The sequence below is a fragment of the Paenibacillus sp. ov031 genome (assembly GCF_900143165.1).
Taxonomy (GTDB): domain Bacteria; phylum Bacillota; class Bacilli; order Paenibacillales; family Paenibacillaceae; genus Paenibacillus; species Paenibacillus marchantiae.
This window is the reverse complement of sequence record NZ_FRDO01000001.1, coordinates 1,413,122-1,430,491: the sequence shown is the minus strand read 5'-3', so window position 1 is coordinate 1,430,491 and position 17,370 is coordinate 1,413,122. Positions and strand designations below refer to the sequence as shown.

Below are 17,370 nucleotides of genomic sequence, written 5' to 3'. Positions count from 1 at the left end.
GGTGAATGTGATGAGAATGGTTTTTCGCTGGTTTGGAGAAGGCAATGATACCGTGACACTTAACCACATCCGGCAGATTCCCGGAGTCGAAGGCATTGTATGGGCGCTGCATGATGTTCCGGCAGGTGAGGAATGGCCCATGGACAAAATTCTGGCAGTCAAAGCTGCTGCAGATCAGGCCGGGTTACATCTGGATGTCGTTGAGAGTGTTAACATTCATGAAGACATCAAGCTCGGTCTGCCTACACGTGATCAATATATTGAGAATTACAAAAAAACGATGGAAAAACTCGCCCAGGTAGGCGTTAAAGTGATCTGTTACAACTTCATGCCGATCTTTGATTGGCTGCGTACCGATTTGCATAAGGAGATGGAAGATGGCTCTACCGCCCTCTTCTACGAGAATAGCAAAATTGCCGATATTGAACCGCTGGAATTGGTTCGACGCATTACCGAAAATTCCGCATTGACGATGCCCGGCTGGGAACCGGAACGATTGCAGTATTTAACAGGTCTGTTCGAAGCCTATAAGGATGTAACAGAGGAAGATATGTGGGAACACGCTCTTTATTTCCTGCAGGAGATCATTCCTACTGCTGAACGGTTAGGTATTCGAATGGCCATTCATCCGGATGATCCGCCTTGGCCGATCTTTGGTCTGCCGAAAATTATTACGAGTCAAGACAATGTTCGCAAATATCTGAACTTGTATGATAGCCCTTACAATAGTGTAACGTTGTGCAGTGGCTCTCTTGGAGCTAATCCAAACAATGATATTATCGGTATGATCCACGAGTTCAAGGACCGTATTCCTTTTGCTCATATCCGTAATGTAAAAATCTATGATAATGGAGACTTTATCGAGACATCCCACCGCAGTCAGGATGGAAATGTCGATATTGCCGGTGTTGTGGAAGCCTACCACGATATTGGATTTGAAGGTTATGCACGACCGGACCATGGACGTCATCTCTGGGGAGAACAATGCAGACCGGGATATGGACTCTATGATCGGGCTCTGGGGATTATGTATCTGTGGGGCGTCTGGGACTCTCTGCAAAGGAGGTCAAAAGCATGAGTGAATTTACCAAAGAAAGATCAACTCGTCTGGAAGGCAGAACAGCTGTAATTACTGGCGGGGCAGGTGTTCTATGTCGTTCTATGGCTGAAGAGCTCGCGCGACATGGCGCAAGTGTAGCCATTCTGAACCGTACCGTATCCAAAGGGGAAGAAGTTGTTGCGGCAATCGAGTCTGCGGGTGGAAAAGCGATCGCTGTAGCTTGTGATGTGACCCAGGCCGATAGTGTAATAGCGGCAGCAGCTGTTGTTCAGGAGAAGCTAGGACCTTGCGATATCCTTATTAACGGAGCGGGTGGCAACCATGCCAGTGCCAATACCACGAATGAAATTTTCAGACAGGAAGATTTGGAGAAGCCGGATATCACTACTTTTTTTGATGTAAGTGTCGAGGGATTCCGTCAGGTGATGGATCTGAACTTTGTTGGGTCCCTCATCCCTACCCAAATCTTCGCAAGACAAATGATAGAACGTGATGTTCCAGCTACCGTCATTAATATTTCGTCCATGAGTGCCCCTTCGCCCATGACCAAAGTTCCTGCGTACAGTGCAGCCAAAGCGGCGATTAACAATTTCACGCAATGGCTTGCGGTACATCTGGCCGAATCGGGAATCCGAGTAAACGCCATTGCACCAGGATTCTTCCTGACTGAACAAAACCGTAATCTGCTGCTTAAGCCGGATGGCTCGCCGACCGAACGTTCAAGTAAAATCATTGCGCACACGCCAATGCGCCGCTTCGGCAAACCGGAAGATCTTCTAGGCACGCTGATGTGGCTGGCAGATGAACGTCAGTCCGGTTTTGTTACAGGTACGGTTATTCCTGTAGATGGAGGGTTTATGGCTTACTCGGGTGTATGACCTCTATTCTATTTACTATTCCATGGATTTACCGAATTAAAGATATGTAACGAATGATTAACCGAAGCCTGGAGCACTTAGCCGGGTTTCGGTTTTTTGCGTTCAAGAATAAGATTATCCAGCCTAGGAAAAGCTTGTTATAGCCCACAAATATGCTGGGTGGAATTAAAGAATGGCTTCAAGCATTCACATTTTCAATCTGTAAGATGAAGCGAAGGAAGGTGATACATACATGATGGAAGAAACATGGGTTGTTGCTGTGCGATCGATTATCGCCTTTCTGACCCTGATCATCTATACCCGGGTGCTGGGCAAACAACAAATGGGCAACTTGACGTATTTTGATTACATTAACGGTATTACGATCGGTTCCATCGCAGGTACATTTGCGACCGATCTATCTTCCAAGGCGTGGATTCATTTTGTGGCCTTGACCATTTTCACCATTATCACGATTATTTTTCAGTATATTACGCTGAAAAATCGTACCATCTCCAAACTGATGGACTCTGACCCCACACTGATCATCCAGAATGGTAAAATTCTCGAACAAAACCTGAGTAAAATGCGTGTGAAATTCGACGAATTGACCATGATGCTGCGGCAAAAGGATGTATTTGACATCACTACGCTGGATTATGCCATTCTTGAACCGGACGGCAGTCTCTCTGTTGTGTTGAAACCAGAGAATCAACCGGTAACCGCGAAGGACATGCATATGCATCCTGCCAAGAGTAAGCTGATGACCGAGATTATCATTGATGGCGTGCTGATTAAGCAAAATCTGGAGGAACGAAACAAAGATACGAACTGGCTCAGCGAGCAGCTTAAGAAGCAAAAAGTGACGATACAGGATATTGCTTTTGCCGCCATATTGCCTAACGATAAATTGTATATTGATCTATTTAAAGATAAGATCACCGAAAAAATCGATATGGGCGATTATGAGGGGCCTTTCTAAATTTACATGAAGGAGGCGATTGAATGAAATCGCGTTTCTGGTTGCTGTATGTGCTTCCGATCTGCCTCATTCTTGTGTTCGTTGCGATAATGGCAAGCGGAGCCCTTCTCAAAAAGCCCTTTGGTGCTGATGATCGCTTGCTTGAATCTGTACAAACATTGCAGAAACAGGTTGAGGGCAAAAAATGGACTGAAGCCAAGTCCCAAATCGATTACGCGATGAAAGCCTGGGACAAGATCGTCAATCGCATACAGTTCAGTGTGGAGCGTGAGACGATTTACGATATTCTGGGTACCCTTGCACGGATGAAGGGCGGTATTGCCGCTGAGGATGATAAGGCGATCATGGAAGAAATTTATTACTTTTATGTGTTATGGGACAATCTTGGAGATTGACACGAAGACACGCAAAAAGGCACTCTCCTTTAATAAAAAAGGAAGTGCCTTCTCTATTTTCTAAACATTACGCCCGCGTAATCCACGGGATTTTGACGTGCGGACCGTGCTTTCTTTTCGGAAAAAGAGCGTCAGTGCTCCCTTCGCACACCACAGTGCAAACAGTGCAAATAACGTTCCCCAGAACAGTGCCGGGAGAAATGTCTGCTGAGCCAGATTGGCTGCATCCCCTGCCCGGGAAGGCTGTGTCCAGGACATTAGCCCAACATACATGGCACTAACTACGGACTCTTCCAGTGTGAGGAAAGCCAGCAACAAATAATAGAATTTCGCGATTTTGGCACCAAAGATCATAATCACAACATTCAGCGCACTAAAGCCTGTAAGCCAGAGCATGCCGAATTCTCCCCTTACATAGAAGAGAAGCGACACAAGAGCTACACCCGTCATAATGCCGAGCCCCCACATGTGCCGTCCTTTCCGGTAAAGATAGAATAACAGCCAGGCAAAGAGAGACGCCGTGACATACCCCGCTAAGGAAACCAATATAGATCTGCCTGGTGTCAGCATGGATGAATATGTAACGCCACTGTGATCAGCGTATAACTCAATGCGCAATACTTTGCCGGATAACAACAGTGTTACCAGTGCATGGCCAAATTCGTGTATCATCGTATCCAGGTTACGGAACAATGAAGAAAATGGTATAAAGCGGGTCAGTAGCGCTGAACCCACCAGAAACAGTATGGTTTTGAGCCATTTATTCAATCCGGTCCTACCTCCCTTGCCTCCGAGTAAAAATACCTATCACTATACTACGTGGCTACACTTAAATCGTTTCGATCCATGAAATGCGCGGCGCAATATTGCATCCACCAGCAGAAACTCCGGTTATGACCTATGAAAAAAGAAGACAGATCATATCGACCCGTTCCTGTCTCCAGTGTGGCAAGCAATCTATTGCGCATCTGCGACAGCGCATAAGTCACAAATCGATCGGCTGCCTCATTTTGTATAAGTGTAACATAGGCATAAAGGGAATGATCTATCGGCTCATCGAGCGGGCTCACACCAGCACAAGAAAACTCGGTACGTACGCCCGCTCTGTGAAGCAAAGTCAAGGCATCAACTAACTCAGCATCCACTTCGACATCGTTCCAAATCTCCGTTCTCTTCGCTGCCACGGTCTGCTTCTCGCGTTCCGTCCACTGCATTAACTCCAGCTTGCGTCTTCTCCATAGATGGGCAGGCTGCTGGCTTAATAGTACTTCCTGTTCTTCATCTGAATCCATAAGGCGTTTCCTCCCGTTCCCCGCATGATTTCCGTCACCTTGAACAACGAAAAGAGCACATCCCTGTGCTCTCTGCGTGGCCAAAGGCAAAGGAATGGCTGTGCCATTCCTCAGCATGTTGTATTATTGTACCTTTTTCGATGACAGGCATCAAATGGGTTCTCTTTTTTCGTGAATTCAACTTGTTAAAGTAGCAAAACCGCTATTCATTCAGTGCCAGTTTCAGTGCCTCCAAATTCTGCCGCATTACGCCGATGTAATCCATTCCTGTAGCGATCTCCTCTTCCGTCAACCCTTCAATCGGGTTCAATACAGCCGTTTTGGCCCCTACTTCACTGGCGATAGTCTCTGATACTTTGGATGAAACCAACGTTTCGAAGAAAATCGTCTTCACCTGATGCTCCTTGGCAAAATCAATAACGGATGCCATTTGAGCTGCAGAAGGCTCTTGTTCAGGAGACAGACCGGCAATCGGTACTTGCTGCAGACCGTATTCCTTTGCAAGATAACCGAACGCAGCATGCTGTGTGATGAAATCTTTACGTTTGCTGTCTGCTACAGCTGCCTTGAAATCCTGATCCAGTGCCTCCAGTTTGGCAACATAGGCGTCGGCATTTTGCTTGAATTGCTCCGCATGTTCAGGCGCAGCCTGTGCGAGTCCAGCCTCGATATTCCGTACTTCCTTCACGGCAAGTGCAGGTGACAGCCAAACGTGGGGATCAAGTCCACCGTGATCATGATCATGTGTATGTGTATGTCCTTCTTCTGCTTCGGCGTCATGATCGTGATTATGCTCCTCTGCTGTCGCTTCATCCGCATGGTCATGCGTGTCGGTTGTATCGGCATGTTCGTGATCATGCTCCTCTTCTTCCGATCCTTCCAGCAGATCGATCCCATGACTCGCTTCCACTTGAATGAGTTTGGCATTGCTCAGACTATCCGTAACTTGATCGATCCAGGATTCCATTCCCGCCCCATTATAAACAAGCACATCCGCTTTTTCGATGCTCGCAATATCCTGTGGTGTCGGCTCCCAATCATGTGGCTCCATACCCGCAGGAACGAGTGTATGAACATTAGCCAGATCGCCCGCTACATTTTTCGTGAATTCATACATCGGATAAAAGCTGACTTCAACGTTCAGTTTGGCTTCCTCGGTCTCTGATGGTACCGGCGTGCTGGCCGAGCTGGTACTGGAATCGGAAGCGGATTGATTTTGTCCACAACCGGCTACGATAAGTGTAAGACTGAATAATAGTGCAAGAGCTGATTTTTTATTGAATTTCATGTGACGTATTCTCCCTTGAATGTATGAATAGAGTTGCACGTTGTTGTTTTCTCTCTTTACGATGACGTTTACGGTTATATCGTCCAATCAGCTTTTGTGCTGATATGCCAATCAATAGAAAGACCAACAGGATGAGAGCAATCGTTCCTCCCGGTGGTGTGTTTAGATGGTAAGAGGTTGTCAGTCCGCTAAAAATACCAATTAATCCGGCGACGACTGCAATAAGGATCGCTGCTGCAAAGCTGCGTGACAATCTCAGTGCCAGGGCAGCGGGCAGTACAATTAAAGCAGACACAAGCAATACGCCGACAATCGGCATGGCTGAAGCAACGGTCATTCCTGTCAGAACGGCAAATGCAAAGGATAAACCTTTAACCTGAATGCCTCCAATGGAAGCTGTCTCTTCATCAAACGTTAAATTGTACAGTGGCCTTCTGAGCACGATGAAAAAAATCAGTCCGATGACGCACACAGCCGCCATAATCCATAACTGCATATCACTAACGGCAACGATAGAACCGAACAGGTAAGAGCTGAATGTCTTGGACAGATTGGTTTTCAGACTCATGAGCACCACAGCAAGGGCCAGACCCGACGTCATAATGATCGCTACAGGCACCTCGCTATATGTCAGGTAATTTCGCCGGAGTTGTTCCACCAGCAATGCGCCGATAATCGCAATCGCAAATCCACAGATCACCGGATCAAGGTTCATCACAGAACCCAGGGCAACCCCTGCCAATGAAACATGGGACAACGTATCCGCCATTAGCACCTGCCGTCGCAGCATCAGATAGACTCCTAAAATTGGAGCAATAACTCCGATCAGTCCGCCTGCCCAGAAAGCACGCTGCATGAATTCGTACTCAAACACTGCCATTCCTCACTTTCTTGCCGCTCCAGGGTAATCGTCCGGTCCAACCGGTTGCCCATCTCTTCTAATCCGTGAGTGACCATAATAATGGTCAGTCCATGAACGTCTGCATAATGGCGCATCAGATCATAGAACCCTTCACGGCTGCGCCGGTCCATGCCTGTAGTCGGTTCATCCAGCACGAGTACCTGCGGCTGGCCTGCCAAGGCTCTGGCAATGCAGATTCGCTGCTTTTGTCCACCAGATAGTTCTCCAACCCGAACGTTGCGGTATTCCCACATGCCGACTTCCCGCAAGCTGCGTTCCACAATGGCTTCCTGCTCGGATGTGAATCTGCGGAACAAGCCGAGTTTGCGGTAACATCCGGATCGCACCAGTTCGATCACCGTACTGGGAAATCCACTGTTGAACGATGCTACCTGTTGGGGTACATATCCGATGTTCAGCTTACTGCCACGTACGGACTGCACATTCATATGTACCGTGCCGCTCCAGGGCTGTAACAGCCCCAGCAGCAATTTCAGCATGGTTGTTTTCGCAGAACCATTCGGTCCTGTAATGCCGACGAACTCCCCCACATGGATATCCAGCGACAGTTGGTCAATGACTGGCTCTTTGCCGTATCCGAATACCACATCACGCATGGAAGATAGAATCATGTTTTTCCTCTTTTCGTAAATATTACGATTTAAAAACGACAAAAAAATTATCTTGTTTCCCGATGAATGGTCATTTTCTTTAATCGTGGTGAATACTTCTTCAATTCGATCCGTTCCGGATGGTTACGCTTGTTCTTGGTTGTTGTATAGTTGCGATCTCCGCACTCGGTGCAGGCTAAGGTTACAATGACTCTCATGGATATGGCCTCCTTTGATCTGTTTAATCGTAATAATTACTATTTAATGAGTTTAGCCCATGCTTTTATGTTTGTCAACCCCTCACCTACTAAAGTAAAATTTTGTATGCACATTACAATTTCATATGATATACTGCTTTGGTATCATTATAATTTACCTACGGAGGAACTAGATGAAGATCAAAAAATCAACTTTTATTGGGTCATTGGTAGCATGCAGTTTGGCTTTCGGTGCCCTGGGTGTGGCAGCTTCAAACGGAATTCAGGATATTGAAGCAGCACTCGACAGCAACATTAGCTTTAAAGTAAACGGTTTGTCTTGGACACCCAAGAATGAAGCTGGAGACAAACTGAATGCATTAGTTTATGACGGTGATGTTTACTTGCCTGTAAGTACCACAGCAGAAGCATTGGGAGCCAACGTATCTCTGAATGTTAGCAACAAAGTTGTAAGTATTACTAATTCAGGTAGCGGTAAGTCTAGTAGTTCAAGTAATAATAACAGCAGTACAGGTACTAAAGGTTCTGAAGATTCAAGTAAAACAAGTAGTTCGAGCACTTCAGGCTCAATCAAGATGACTGGAACTGATGCTCAGATGATAGCCAAATTGCAAAAAGAATCTCTAACACTGATTAAAATGTATGGTAAAGCACTTAAAACGGGCAGTACTAGTGAGTTTGATAAATACATAGATGACAAAGTCATTGAAAATGCCGAGATTGACTTTTTTGATCGAGGCAAGCAGTATCAAAAAGATAAATTCAAGACTAAAGTTAAAGGTCTCATTGAAGCAAATGATAAAAAAACACTGACCAAATATGCAGATCAATTGATTAACATCAAATCAGCTGATTTTAAAGTGATTTCAATGAATGACAAAACCAAAATAAGTCAAAGTTACAAAGCCATTTATTATCCACAAGGGTGGACGGGTTCTTTTGGAGTATATCTTTCCTTTGTGTTTAGTCCGCAAAAAAGCGGCAACGGCGATTTTTATCTTGGCGATTTGTACTTTAGCTAAAATCCTTAATCCAATACAATCATTGATCTTCAGGTGCACCATTGAACTTGAAGATCTTTTTCTTTTCACTTCAACTCCACGCTGGAAATGGATCTTTCAGTTCTCGCCAGTTCAGTTGCATCTCTTCGTTGGTAAGGAGTGTCTCATCTAACGTCCGTTCGATCTCCGCTCGGTCCATGTCTATCCCGATAAACACCAGTTTCGTAACCCGATCGCCCCACTGCTCATCCCAATCCGGAATAGGCGGAAGAGTATCACCAAAATGCATTTGTCGCTCTTCGTCACTCATCGCGCCTACCCACAACCCGGCTGGTCCCAACTGCTTGGATGTTCCCGCATGACTGAACGATATCGCCATATGGTTACGTGTAGCCAGCCACATTAAGCCTTTGGAACGCACAATACTATCAGGCCATTTCGCAATCCAACGCAGCAAACGCTCCGGATGAAACGGACGTTTCCGGTGGTACACAAATGAGTGAATGCCATACTCCTCTGTCTCAGGTGTGTGCTCTTCCTTCATTAATTCGCGGATCCAGCCCGCAGACTGGCTTGCTTTTTCAAAATCAAACCGTCCGGTATTCAATATCTCCCTTGGGTCAATCTGTCCATGTGTGGTGCGAATAAGTCGGGCTTCCGGCTGCATCGCGTGTAGTGCTTTCTCAAGTTTGAGTAATTCATCTTCCGATACCAGATCACACTTGTTCAAAATCAGCACATCACAGAATTCAACCTGATCCGTCAGCAGATGAACGATCCCCCGTAAATCATCCTCCCCGGCTTCCTGCCCCCGATCCTTCAACGTTTCTTTGGAATTGAAGTCACGCCAGAACTGGGCAGCATCCACTACCGTCACCATCGTATCGAGCCGCGTAAATTTCGTTAAATCGATCCCCAGCTCTTCATCGATATACGTAAATGTCTGGGCAACGGGGACTGGCTCTCCAATACCTGTCGATTCAATCAATATATAGTCAAAAGAACCGTCCAGCGCAAGCCGTTCCACCTCTTTCAGCAAATCCTCACGCAGCGTGCAGCAGATGCAACCATTGGACATCTCCACCAGCTTCTCATCAATACGTGACAATCCACCACCATCCCGGATTAAACCAGCGTCAATATTGACTTCACTCAGGTCATTCACAATGACAGCGACTCGCATACCCTCTCGATTATGAAGCACATGGTTAAGCAATGTCGTTTTGCCTGCGCCCAGATATCCACTTAAAACCGTAACCGGAACTCGGGGTAGTACTTGTTGTTGTTCTGTCATTTTAATTACTCCCTTCCATTTATCCTCTTAAAACTAAAAAAATCGGAATGCTATGTAGCTTACACTCGACCGATGGGCTGAAAATAATCACCAATTAATAGTAATTATTACGATTAACAAAATAAACTATAACTGAACATCGTTTCTTTTGTCAACATTAGAAGTTTTTAAGGTCCAGATATGTAAATCGTAAAAATGTTGATTAATTACTGCGAACGAGTATGATGGGGACGGTACAAGCATATATTTTACCAAAGTCCCGGTTCTGGAGGTTTATCCCATGAAAATGGCAGCCAATCTTAAGCTCCTGTCATTCCTGATTCCCTGTGCATTTCTTGTTCCCGTGTTGATTACGATGGCTCCCAATCTGAAAGGAGCATGGAACAGTGAAGCCTTACAAAATATGAAAACAGTATTCATCAGCATTTTCCTCGAAGCCGCTCCATTTCTGCTCATAGGGGTGCTGTTATCTTCGCTAATGCAATGGTTTGTATCTGAGGAAATGATTCGCAAACTAACGCCTAAGAACCCCGTCGGAGGTGTGCTGGTAGCGGGTCTGCTGGGAATCGTTTTCCCCATCTGCGAATGTGGCATGATTCCGGTCGTTCGACGGTTGATGCATAAAGGCATGCCCCCCTATATCGCGGTGACCTTTATTCTTAGCGGCCCTGTAGTAAATCCAATTGTCTTTACCGCGACCCTGCTCGCTTTTCCTTCCCATCCCGAAATTACGATCGCCCGTATGGGACTGGCCTTTGCTGTAGCAGCTGCGATCGGTGGTCTGGTGTATATGTTCGTCCGCCAGAATCCATTGCGTAAACCGAAGGCTACAGTGACGGAGGTCAAGACACATCCCGGATTTAAAATGGCACAGCCTCATTCCCATTCTACCGATCATGATCACGTGCACGATAAAAACTGGCGCAGCTTTTTCATCCATGCGGGTGACGAATTTGTTGATATGAGCAAATATTTGGTGATTGGTGCTCTAATAACAGCCTGCATTCAAACCTTTATCAGCCGCAGTGATCTCATTTCTCTGGGTAACGGGCCTGTTGCCTCCTATGCCTTCATGATGGGTTTTGCGTATGTATTGTCTCTCTGTTCGACATCCGATGCGTTCGTAGCCTCAGCCTTCTCTCACACGTTTGCGTTAGGGCCGCTATTATCCTTTCTCGTTCTCGGTCCAATGCTTGATTTCAAAAGCACATTGATGCTGCTCTCCACCTTCCGCACCCGGTTTGTTATTGGCTTGAGCCTGGTGATTATTGCGTTGGTTTTCGCGGGATCGTGGTTGATTAACCTTTTGGCATGAGCATGTATGAATGTATTATCTGATCAAAAGAGGTGATTACATGAACCATCCTGGTTATACAGTGACCAAAGCTCCGGTTACCAAATCTCACCCTATCCAGTGGCATAACCTGATTCGTGCGCTGTGGATCGGCGGGCTCGCCGTATACATCATTCATTTGAATACAACGGATTCTCTTCATTATTACTTGGCGCCGACGATGCAGCGATTGTTACTCTGCTGCCCTGTTCCCTTTTTGTTCATTGCCGCCATCATGGCCTGGCACGGACTATTCGGTAATAGCCAGCTCCATTGCGACTGTGAGCATCCGCCTCCTTCAGGATGGGGACGCAGCTCGCTGATGTATGGATTGATTGCCATTCCATTAGTACTTGGTTTTCTTTTGCCGGATCAGGCACTAGGCAGTTCTATGGCCAGTCAAAAAGGCATGTCCCTAACCTATGGACCTCCGGAAATTCGTCGAAAAGAACCCTTACCTGATACAGTAGAACTGGACATTAAAGATCTATCCAAAAAAACTGCAAATGCTGAATCATCTGTGCCTGCCACGAAAGTACAATTCGTTCCCCCGGATGAGTACAGTCGTGAATTTGCCGAACTGGCAGAGAAGTTATATGCGGAATCAGTCATAAAGGTATATCCTGAAATTTTCTCCGAGACATTAGGTTCGATCGATATGTTCCAACGACAATTTGCAGGCAAGGCTATCAGCCTTACCGGGTTTGTATATCGAGACAAAAGTATGGAGCATGAATCTCATTTTGCATTAGGGCGATTTCTCGTGATGTGCTGCCCAGCAGACGCGGCACCCTTTGGTGTGATGATTCATGTCCCGAATGCAGACAGCTATCCTACAGACAGCTGGGTACAAATCGATGGCACCATTGGTTCTGCTCAAGTGAATGGTGAGGACACCATTGAGATTCGGGCGACGAAGGTAACTCCGGTCGATCAGCCATCTACCCCATACATTTATACCAGTGCAGATTCAGTTGTGACGTATGATGAATTGCAAAATAAATAAGAAAAGCCCCGAAGCTATGGAATGCATAACTTCGGGGCTTTAAATTTTATTCCGGCATCAGGTTAACCTTGTTTGCCTGATATATTATTCAGTTACGATATCATGCACCAATACAGGAGCATCTGCATGATCTGCAATAGTAATGTTCTCTTTGATCTTCGCGATTACGTCTGCTACGTCTTCACGATTCGCATGGATGGTTACGAGTGATTCACCAGCTTTAACTTGGTCACCCACTTTTTTGTTGAGCATCAAGCCCACAGCAAGATCGATCTCGGACTCTTTTGTTGCACGGCCTGCGCCGAGCAGCATTGCTGCAGTACCGATTTCGTCAGCGACGATACCAGCTACATATCCGTCTTTATCCGCTGGTACTTCAACCAGATATTTCGCTTGTGGCAAGCGATCTGGGTGATCTACAACTGAAGCGTCTCCGCCTTGATTTGCCAGGAAGTCCTTGAATTTCTCCAGCGCTTTACCGTTCTGGATCACTTCTTTCAATTTCTCCTCAGCATGCTCCAAGGAGTCTGCTTTACCAGCAAGGAATACCATTTGACGTCCAAGCGCCAGACAGAGTTCTTCCAGATCTTTCGGTCCTTTACCTTGCAGCGTGAGAATGGCTTCTTTCACTTCAAGCGCGTTACCGATAGCGAGGCCCAGTGGTTGAGACATATCGGAAATGACAGCCATTGTTTTACGTCCTACATTGTTACCGATGCTTACCATGGCATGTGCCAGTTCTTTTGCATCTTCTGTTGTCTTCATGAATGCACCAGCACCCGTTTTGACATCCAATACGATCGCATCGGCACCTGCTGCAATTTTCTTACTCATGATAGAGCTTGCGATCAGTGGGATGGAGTTAACGGTAGCTGTAACGTCACGCAATGCATAGAGCTTTTTGTCTGCCGGCGTGAGGTTGCCACTTTGACCGATAACGGCAACTTTATGTTCGTTAACGAGGCGGATGAACTCTTCTTTCTCCAACTCGACGTGGAAACCTGCAACAGATTCCAGTTTGTCCGTTGTACCACCAGTGTGACCCAATCCACGTCCGGACATTTTGGCAACTGGAACATCCAGAGCAGCAACAAGCGGTGCCAGTACCAGCGTTGTAGTATCGCCAACGCCTCCTGTGGAGTGCTTGTCTACCTTGATACCTTCGATTGCGGACAGATCAATGGTCTCGCCCGAGTTCACCATGGACATGGTCAAATCTGCGCGTTCCTTATCAGTCATATCCTTGAAGAATACAGCCATCGCCCAAGCGCTGACTTGATAATCAGGGATTTCGCCTTGTGTGTATCCTTGAACAACAAAATCAATCTCAGCTGTTGTCAGTTCTTTTCCATCGCGTTTCTTAGCAATAATGTCTACCATTCTCATGATGATCTCTCCTTCGTTGTGGGTGATTTACACGGGTCACTCCGATGGCAGAACAACCTTCCAACCGCTGTTATCCCCAGATTTTTCTGATTCCCTTTTCTAAAGGGAAAATCCGGTGCTAAAGGCGGACGCTTCGCTTCTTCAGGTTTTTTCTGCCCTCTTCGTGATCGTGTAAATTTTATGTTTTGTTATAGGGCGAACGCTTCGCTTCTTTAGAATCGATTCCGGGTCCTCCACTACGTGCTTGAAACAAAAGTTTCGATCAAAATCAAATGATGCTTAGCAACAATTACAGCGTAATTGCTGTATCCAGTGCTACTACCATCATGTCGTTGAACGTTTTTTGGCGCTCTTCGGCGGAAGTCTCTTCACCTGTCAGCAAGTGGTCACTTACAGTCAGGATCGTGAGTGCGTTTACGCCAAATTTGGCTGCGAGTGTGTACAGTGCAGTTGTTTCCATCTCAACGCCCAGTACGCCGTGCTGCATCAATTTCTCAGTCACGGAACGATCGTCACGATAGAAGGAATCCGAGCTGAATACGTTACCGACGTGAATTTTCATGCCTTTGGCAGTTGCGCGGTCATAGGCTTCTTTCAGCAGGGAGAACGACGCGATCGGGGAGAAGTCATATCCACCAAATACGAGCTTGTTCATGCTGGAATCGGTACATGAAGCTTGAGCAAGGATAACATCACGAACACGTACATGTTCTTGCATACCTCCGCAAGTTCCGACACGAATCAGGTTTTTTACACCGTATTCGCTGATCAGTTCGTTAGCATAGATGCTGAACGATGGAATCCCCATGCCCGAGCCTTGCACCGAGATACGGTGTCCTTGATATGTACCCGTGAATCCGAGCATTCCTCGAACTTCGTTGTAACAAACGACATCTTCAAGGTACGTATCTGCAATAAATTTTGCACGCAATGGATCTCCTGGCAAAAGGATTGTTTCTGCGATATCTCCGGGTTTAGCTCCAATATGTGTACTCATGATTAAATCTCCTCCAGTTATCCATATGATTGAATGAAGGCCAGGAACCGGAACAGCCGAAGCTGTCCCCGTGGTTATCCTGTCCAACTTTATGCTTCAAGAAAATAACAGCTTTCCCCAAGTTCAGTTAAAGATAAAAATGTTGACTATTTCAAATCCTTCAGGAAGCTTGTGCCATATTCAGGCAGTTTCACTCCGAAGTTCTCAGCTACTGTTGCTCCAACATCCGCAAACGTACTGCGCAGTTCAAGCTTTTTGCCCCCACTGAAGCGTGGAGAATACACAAGCAGTGGCACATACTCACGTGTATGGTCCGTTCCGCGGTAGGTTGGGTCATTACCATGGTCAGCTGTGATGAGCAGCAGATCATCGTCTGTCATTTTGCTGAAGATCTCTGGCAGACGAGCATCATACTCTTCAAGTGCTTGAGCATAACCTTGTGGATCACGACGGTGACCGAACAGGGCATCGAAGTCAACCAGGTTCAGGAAGCTGAGTCCAGTGAACGCCTCATCCATCGTTTCGGACAGTTTGTCCATGCCATCCATGTTGGAGACGGTACGTACAGACTTGGTTACACCTTCGCCATCGTAGATATCTGCGATTTTACCCAAAGCGATCACGTCAAATCCACCATCTTTAAGTTCATTCATCACGGTACGGCCAAAAGGTTTGAGCGCGTAATCATGACGGTTAGCTGTACGCTTCCAGTCACCCGCTTCACCTACAAATGGACGTGCAATAATGCGGCCCAGCATATACGGATCTTCAAGTGTAATTTCACGGCAGAACTCACAGATTTCATACAGTTCTTTCAGTGGAACAACATCCTCATGGGCTGCAATTTGCAAAACCGAATCCGCGGATGTGTATACGATGAGCGCGCCAGTTTCAACATGCTCTGCACCCAGCTCATCCAGAATTTCCGTGCCGCTGGCCGGTTTGTTACCGATCACTTTACGGCCTGTTTTTTCCTCAATGCGTTGAATCAACTCATCCGGGAATCCGTCTGCGAACACGCGGAATGGGGTATCAATGTACAGGCCCATCAGTTCCCAGTGACCCGTCATGGTGTCTTTTCCTCTGGATGCTTCCTGCATCTTGGTGTAAAAGGCTTTTGGTGCATCCGCTACAGGCACACCTTCAATTTCCTTAATATTGGACAGTCCAAGACTGGCCATATGCGGCATCTTCAATCCTCCGCGTTCACGTGCAATGTGACCAAAGGTGTCGACATCGAAATCATCGAATTCCGCTGCATCCGGCGCTTCACCAATTCCCACTGAATCCATAACGATCAGATGTACTCTTTTGAATGTTGACATAACTTAAGCACTCCTTCCAATAATCCGGCTTTTACAAGAACAGTCCGGCGATGATCGCAGACAGCACGCTGACAAGCGATGCACCGTAAAGCAGTTTCAGACCGAAGCGGGCCACCACATTACCTTGTTTCTCATGAAGTCCCTTCACCGCACCGGCAATAATACCGATAGAGGAGAAGTTGGCGAACGATACGAGGAAGACGGATACGATACCTGTTGTTCTGGCAGACAATGTAGTCTGTTTGGTCAGATCAAGCATGGCAACGAATTCGTTGGATACCATTTTGGTAGCCATAATACTTCCCGCTTGAATCGCTTCTTTCCACGGAACACCCATAATGAAGGCAAATGGTGCAAACACATAACCAAGCAGTTCCTGGAACGAAATGCCGAGCACTGCACTGAAGATCCCGTTAACCAGTGCGATCAAAGCAACAAAACCGATTAACATTGCTGCTACGACGATGGCAACTTTGAAACCATCCAAAATGTACTCGCCCAACATTTCGAAGAAGGATTGTTTTTCTTCTTCCTGTACTTCCAATATATCTTCTTCCTCGGAAACCTCATAAGGATTCACGATGGAAGCAATGATAAAACCGCCAAACAGATTCAGCACAAGTGCCGTAACCACATATTTCGGATCAATCATGGACATATAGGCACCGACAATCGACATCGATACCGTGGACATCGCCGAGGCACACAAGGTGTACAGCCGATGTTTCGGCAGCAACCCAATTTGTTTTTTCACAGAAATGAACACTTCAGATTGCCCCAATACAGCCGAAGCAACCGCGTTATATGATTCCAGTTTGCCCATTCCGTTGACTTTGCTTAATACCAGACCAATATATTTTATAACAAAAGGTAAGATTCGGATATACTGCAATATCCCAATGAGCGCTGAGATGACGACGATCGGCATCAATACACTGAGGAAAAACGGCGCGCCCCCACTGTCTGCACCAACGGTAGTCAAGCCACCGAATACAAATGAGATACCGTCATTTGCATAGCCAAGCAAACTTTCAAATACAGTCGCGAAACCGCCAATCAAAAACGTACCGATTTCTGTGTTCAACAATGCGTATCCCAATATAACTTGCAAAACAATCATGATAATTAGTGGACGATATCGGATCTTCTTCTTACCGTTGCTGACCAGATAAGCTAGTCCAAAGACAACAAGTATACCAAGAAGGGCAATTAGGAATTTCATTCTATCTCTCCTTTGAAGGTAGTTAAGCCGGATGATCATTCAGCTCAAAGGTTTCCCATATATGTGATGAATTAACCTTTCAGAAAACGGTTGAAGCGCTTACAATAAATTCGGTTTTTTATGATTCTGTTTTAATTAAAAATATAGAAAATTTGGATCAGCTTTAAAACTTGTTCTCCACATCCATTTATAGATATGAAGA

At 46.2% G+C, this 17,370-nt stretch carries 18 protein-coding genes; 7 read left to right on the top strand and 11 right to left on the bottom strand.

Annotated elements, in window-relative coordinates:
* The first annotated feature begins 10 nt into the window (after positions 1-10).
* The 4 genes from uxuA to BUA17_RS06160 all read left to right on the top strand — a co-directional run bounded on the left by uxuA (position 11) and on the right by BUA17_RS06160 (position 3,294).
* Positions 11-1,078 carry a mannonate dehydratase gene (gene uxuA, locus BUA17_RS06175; protein ID WP_072732943.1) on the top strand — a complete coding sequence of 356 codons (1,068 nt, stop codon included), beginning with the start codon at positions 11-13 and terminating at the stop codon, positions 1,076-1,078.
* Positions 1,075-1,938, top strand: coding sequence for an SDR family oxidoreductase (locus tag BUA17_RS06170; RefSeq protein WP_072732942.1), 864 nt, complete (start codon positions 1,075-1,077; stop codon positions 1,936-1,938). Before uxuA ends, BUA17_RS06170 begins: the two co-directional genes overlap by 4 nt.
* A gap of 232 nt (positions 1,939-2,170) precedes the next feature.
* Positions 2,171-2,899, top strand: coding sequence for a DUF421 domain-containing protein (locus BUA17_RS06165; RefSeq protein ID WP_079695960.1), 729 nt, complete (start codon positions 2,171-2,173; stop codon positions 2,897-2,899).
* A gap of 23 nt (positions 2,900-2,922) precedes the next feature.
* Positions 2,923-3,294: a DUF4363 family protein gene (locus BUA17_RS06160; protein WP_063563885.1), complete on the top strand. Its 372-nt coding sequence runs from the start codon at positions 2,923-2,925 to the stop codon at positions 3,292-3,294.
* 60 nt (positions 3,295-3,354) lie between these two features.
* On the opposite strand, the gene BUA17_RS06155 is transcribed toward BUA17_RS06160, so the two are convergent.
* From BUA17_RS06155 to rpmG, 6 genes are all read right to left on the bottom strand, one after another.
* The gene (locus BUA17_RS06155; protein WP_064638081.1) at positions 3,355-4,062 is read right to left on the bottom strand and encodes a M50 family metallopeptidase; all 708 of its coding nucleotides are present in this window, start codon (positions 4,060-4,062) and stop codon (positions 3,355-3,357) included.
* A gap of 47 nt (positions 4,063-4,109) precedes the next feature.
* Positions 4,110-4,586: a hypothetical protein gene (locus BUA17_RS06150; protein WP_064638083.1), complete on the bottom strand. Its 477-nt coding sequence runs from the start codon at positions 4,584-4,586 to the stop codon at positions 4,110-4,112.
* A 202-nt stretch (positions 4,587-4,788) separates the two neighbouring features.
* A complete protein-coding gene (locus tag BUA17_RS06145) occupies positions 4,789-5,874 on the bottom strand; it encodes a metal ABC transporter substrate-binding protein (RefSeq protein ID WP_072732941.1) in 1,086 nt (361 codons plus the stop codon).
* The gene (locus BUA17_RS06140; protein WP_072732940.1) at positions 5,861-6,754 is read right to left on the bottom strand and encodes a metal ABC transporter permease; all 894 of its coding nucleotides are present in this window, start codon (positions 6,752-6,754) and stop codon (positions 5,861-5,863) included. Before BUA17_RS06140 ends, BUA17_RS06145 begins: the two co-directional genes overlap by 14 nt.
* Positions 6,700-7,407, bottom strand: a complete 708-nt coding sequence (locus BUA17_RS06135) for a metal ABC transporter ATP-binding protein (RefSeq protein ID WP_072732939.1) — start codon at positions 7,405-7,407, stop codon at positions 6,700-6,702. The genes BUA17_RS06140 and BUA17_RS06135 overlap by 55 nt, the downstream gene beginning before the upstream one ends.
* A gap of 47 nt (positions 7,408-7,454) precedes the next feature.
* On the bottom strand, positions 7,455-7,604 hold the full coding sequence (gene rpmG, locus BUA17_RS06130) for a 50S ribosomal protein L33 (RefSeq protein ID WP_024631975.1): 150 nt from the start codon (positions 7,602-7,604) through the stop codon (positions 7,455-7,457).
* Positions 7,605-7,777: 173 nt separating this feature from the next.
* Between rpmG and BUA17_RS06125 the strand changes: the two genes are divergently transcribed.
* On the top strand, positions 7,778-8,626 hold the full coding sequence (locus BUA17_RS06125; RefSeq protein ID WP_072732938.1) for a stalk domain-containing protein: 849 nt from the start codon (positions 7,778-7,780) through the stop codon (positions 8,624-8,626).
* A 70-nt stretch (positions 8,627-8,696) separates the two neighbouring features.
* On the opposite strand, the gene BUA17_RS06120 is transcribed toward BUA17_RS06125, so the two are convergent.
* Positions 8,697-9,899 (bottom strand): GTP-binding protein, encoded by a 1,203-nt coding sequence (locus tag BUA17_RS06120; protein ID WP_072732937.1) that lies wholly within the window; start codon positions 9,897-9,899, stop codon positions 8,697-8,699.
* A gap of 280 nt (positions 9,900-10,179) precedes the next feature.
* On the opposite strand from BUA17_RS06120, the gene BUA17_RS06115 reads away from it, so the two are divergent.
* Positions 10,180-11,214, top strand: coding sequence for a permease (locus BUA17_RS06115; protein WP_072732936.1), 1,035 nt, complete (start codon positions 10,180-10,182; stop codon positions 11,212-11,214).
* Positions 11,215-11,254: 40 nt separating this feature from the next.
* Entirely contained in the window at positions 11,255-12,238 is a 984-nt protein-coding gene (locus BUA17_RS06110; RefSeq protein WP_083584655.1) for a TIGR03943 family putative permease subunit, read from the top strand.
* Between the two features lie 84 nt (positions 12,239-12,322).
* On the opposite strand, the gene BUA17_RS06105 is transcribed toward BUA17_RS06110, so the two are convergent.
* The 4 genes from BUA17_RS06105 to BUA17_RS06090 form a co-directional block, all read right to left on the bottom strand.
* Positions 12,323-13,624: a pyrimidine-nucleoside phosphorylase gene (locus tag BUA17_RS06105; protein ID WP_064638097.1), complete on the bottom strand. Its 1,302-nt coding sequence runs from the start codon at positions 13,622-13,624 to the stop codon at positions 12,323-12,325.
* Between the two features lie 289 nt (positions 13,625-13,913).
* Complete coding sequence (gene deoD / locus BUA17_RS06100) at positions 13,914-14,621, bottom strand: purine-nucleoside phosphorylase (protein WP_063563894.1); 708 nt, start codon at positions 14,619-14,621, stop codon at positions 13,914-13,916.
* A 146-nt stretch (positions 14,622-14,767) separates the two neighbouring features.
* Positions 14,768-15,946, bottom strand: coding sequence for a phosphopentomutase (gene deoB, locus BUA17_RS06095; protein WP_072732935.1), 1,179 nt, complete (start codon positions 15,944-15,946; stop codon positions 14,768-14,770).
* Between the two features lie 31 nt (positions 15,947-15,977).
* Positions 15,978-17,168: a NupC/NupG family nucleoside CNT transporter gene (locus BUA17_RS06090; protein WP_053780590.1), complete on the bottom strand. Its 1,191-nt coding sequence runs from the start codon at positions 17,166-17,168 to the stop codon at positions 15,978-15,980.
* Positions 17,169-17,370: the final 202 nt, after the last annotated feature.

Coding starts and splice junctions, on each gene's coding strand:
- BUA17_RS06110 (WP_083584655.1), top strand. CDS start 11,255: ATGAACCATCCTGGTTATACAGTGACCAAAGCTCCGGTTACCAAATCT.
- BUA17_RS06150 (WP_064638083.1), bottom strand. CDS start 4,586: ATGGATTCAGATGAAGAACAGGAAGTACTATTAAGCCAGCAGCCTGCC.
- deoB (WP_072732935.1), bottom strand. CDS start 15,946: ATGTCAACATTCAAAAGAGTACATCTGATCGTTATGGATTCAGTGGGA.
- BUA17_RS06120 (WP_072732937.1), bottom strand. CDS start 9,899: ATGACAGAACAACAACAAGTACTACCCCGAGTTCCGGTTACGGTTTTA.
- BUA17_RS06160 (WP_063563885.1), top strand. CDS start 2,923: ATGAAATCGCGTTTCTGGTTGCTGTATGTGCTTCCGATCTGCCTCATT.
- uxuA (WP_072732943.1), top strand. CDS start 11: ATGAGAATGGTTTTTCGCTGGTTTGGAGAAGGCAATGATACCGTGACA.
- BUA17_RS06135 (WP_072732939.1), bottom strand. CDS start 7,407: ATGATTCTATCTTCCATGCGTGATGTGGTATTCGGATACGGCAAAGAG.
- BUA17_RS06170 (WP_072732942.1), top strand. CDS start 1,075: ATGAGTGAATTTACCAAAGAAAGATCAACTCGTCTGGAAGGCAGAACA.
- BUA17_RS06145 (WP_072732941.1), bottom strand. CDS start 5,874: ATGAAATTCAATAAAAAATCAGCTCTTGCACTATTATTCAGTCTTACA.
- BUA17_RS06105 (WP_064638097.1), bottom strand. CDS start 13,624: ATGAGAATGGTAGACATTATTGCTAAGAAACGCGATGGAAAAGAACTG.
- BUA17_RS06165 (WP_079695960.1), top strand. CDS start 2,171: ATGATGGAAGAAACATGGGTTGTTGCTGTGCGATCGATTATCGCCTTT.
- deoD (WP_063563894.1), bottom strand. CDS start 14,621: ATGAGTACACATATTGGAGCTAAACCCGGAGATATCGCAGAAACAATC.
- BUA17_RS06140 (WP_072732940.1), bottom strand. CDS start 6,754: ATGGCAGTGTTTGAGTACGAATTCATGCAGCGTGCTTTCTGGGCAGGC.
- rpmG (WP_024631975.1), bottom strand. CDS start 7,604: ATGAGAGTCATTGTAACCTTAGCCTGCACCGAGTGCGGAGATCGCAAC.
- BUA17_RS06115 (WP_072732936.1), top strand. CDS start 10,180: ATGAAAATGGCAGCCAATCTTAAGCTCCTGTCATTCCTGATTCCCTGT.
- BUA17_RS06125 (WP_072732938.1), top strand. CDS start 7,778: ATGAAGATCAAAAAATCAACTTTTATTGGGTCATTGGTAGCATGCAGT.
- BUA17_RS06090 (WP_053780590.1), bottom strand. CDS start 17,168: ATGAAATTCCTAATTGCCCTTCTTGGTATACTTGTTGTCTTTGGACTA.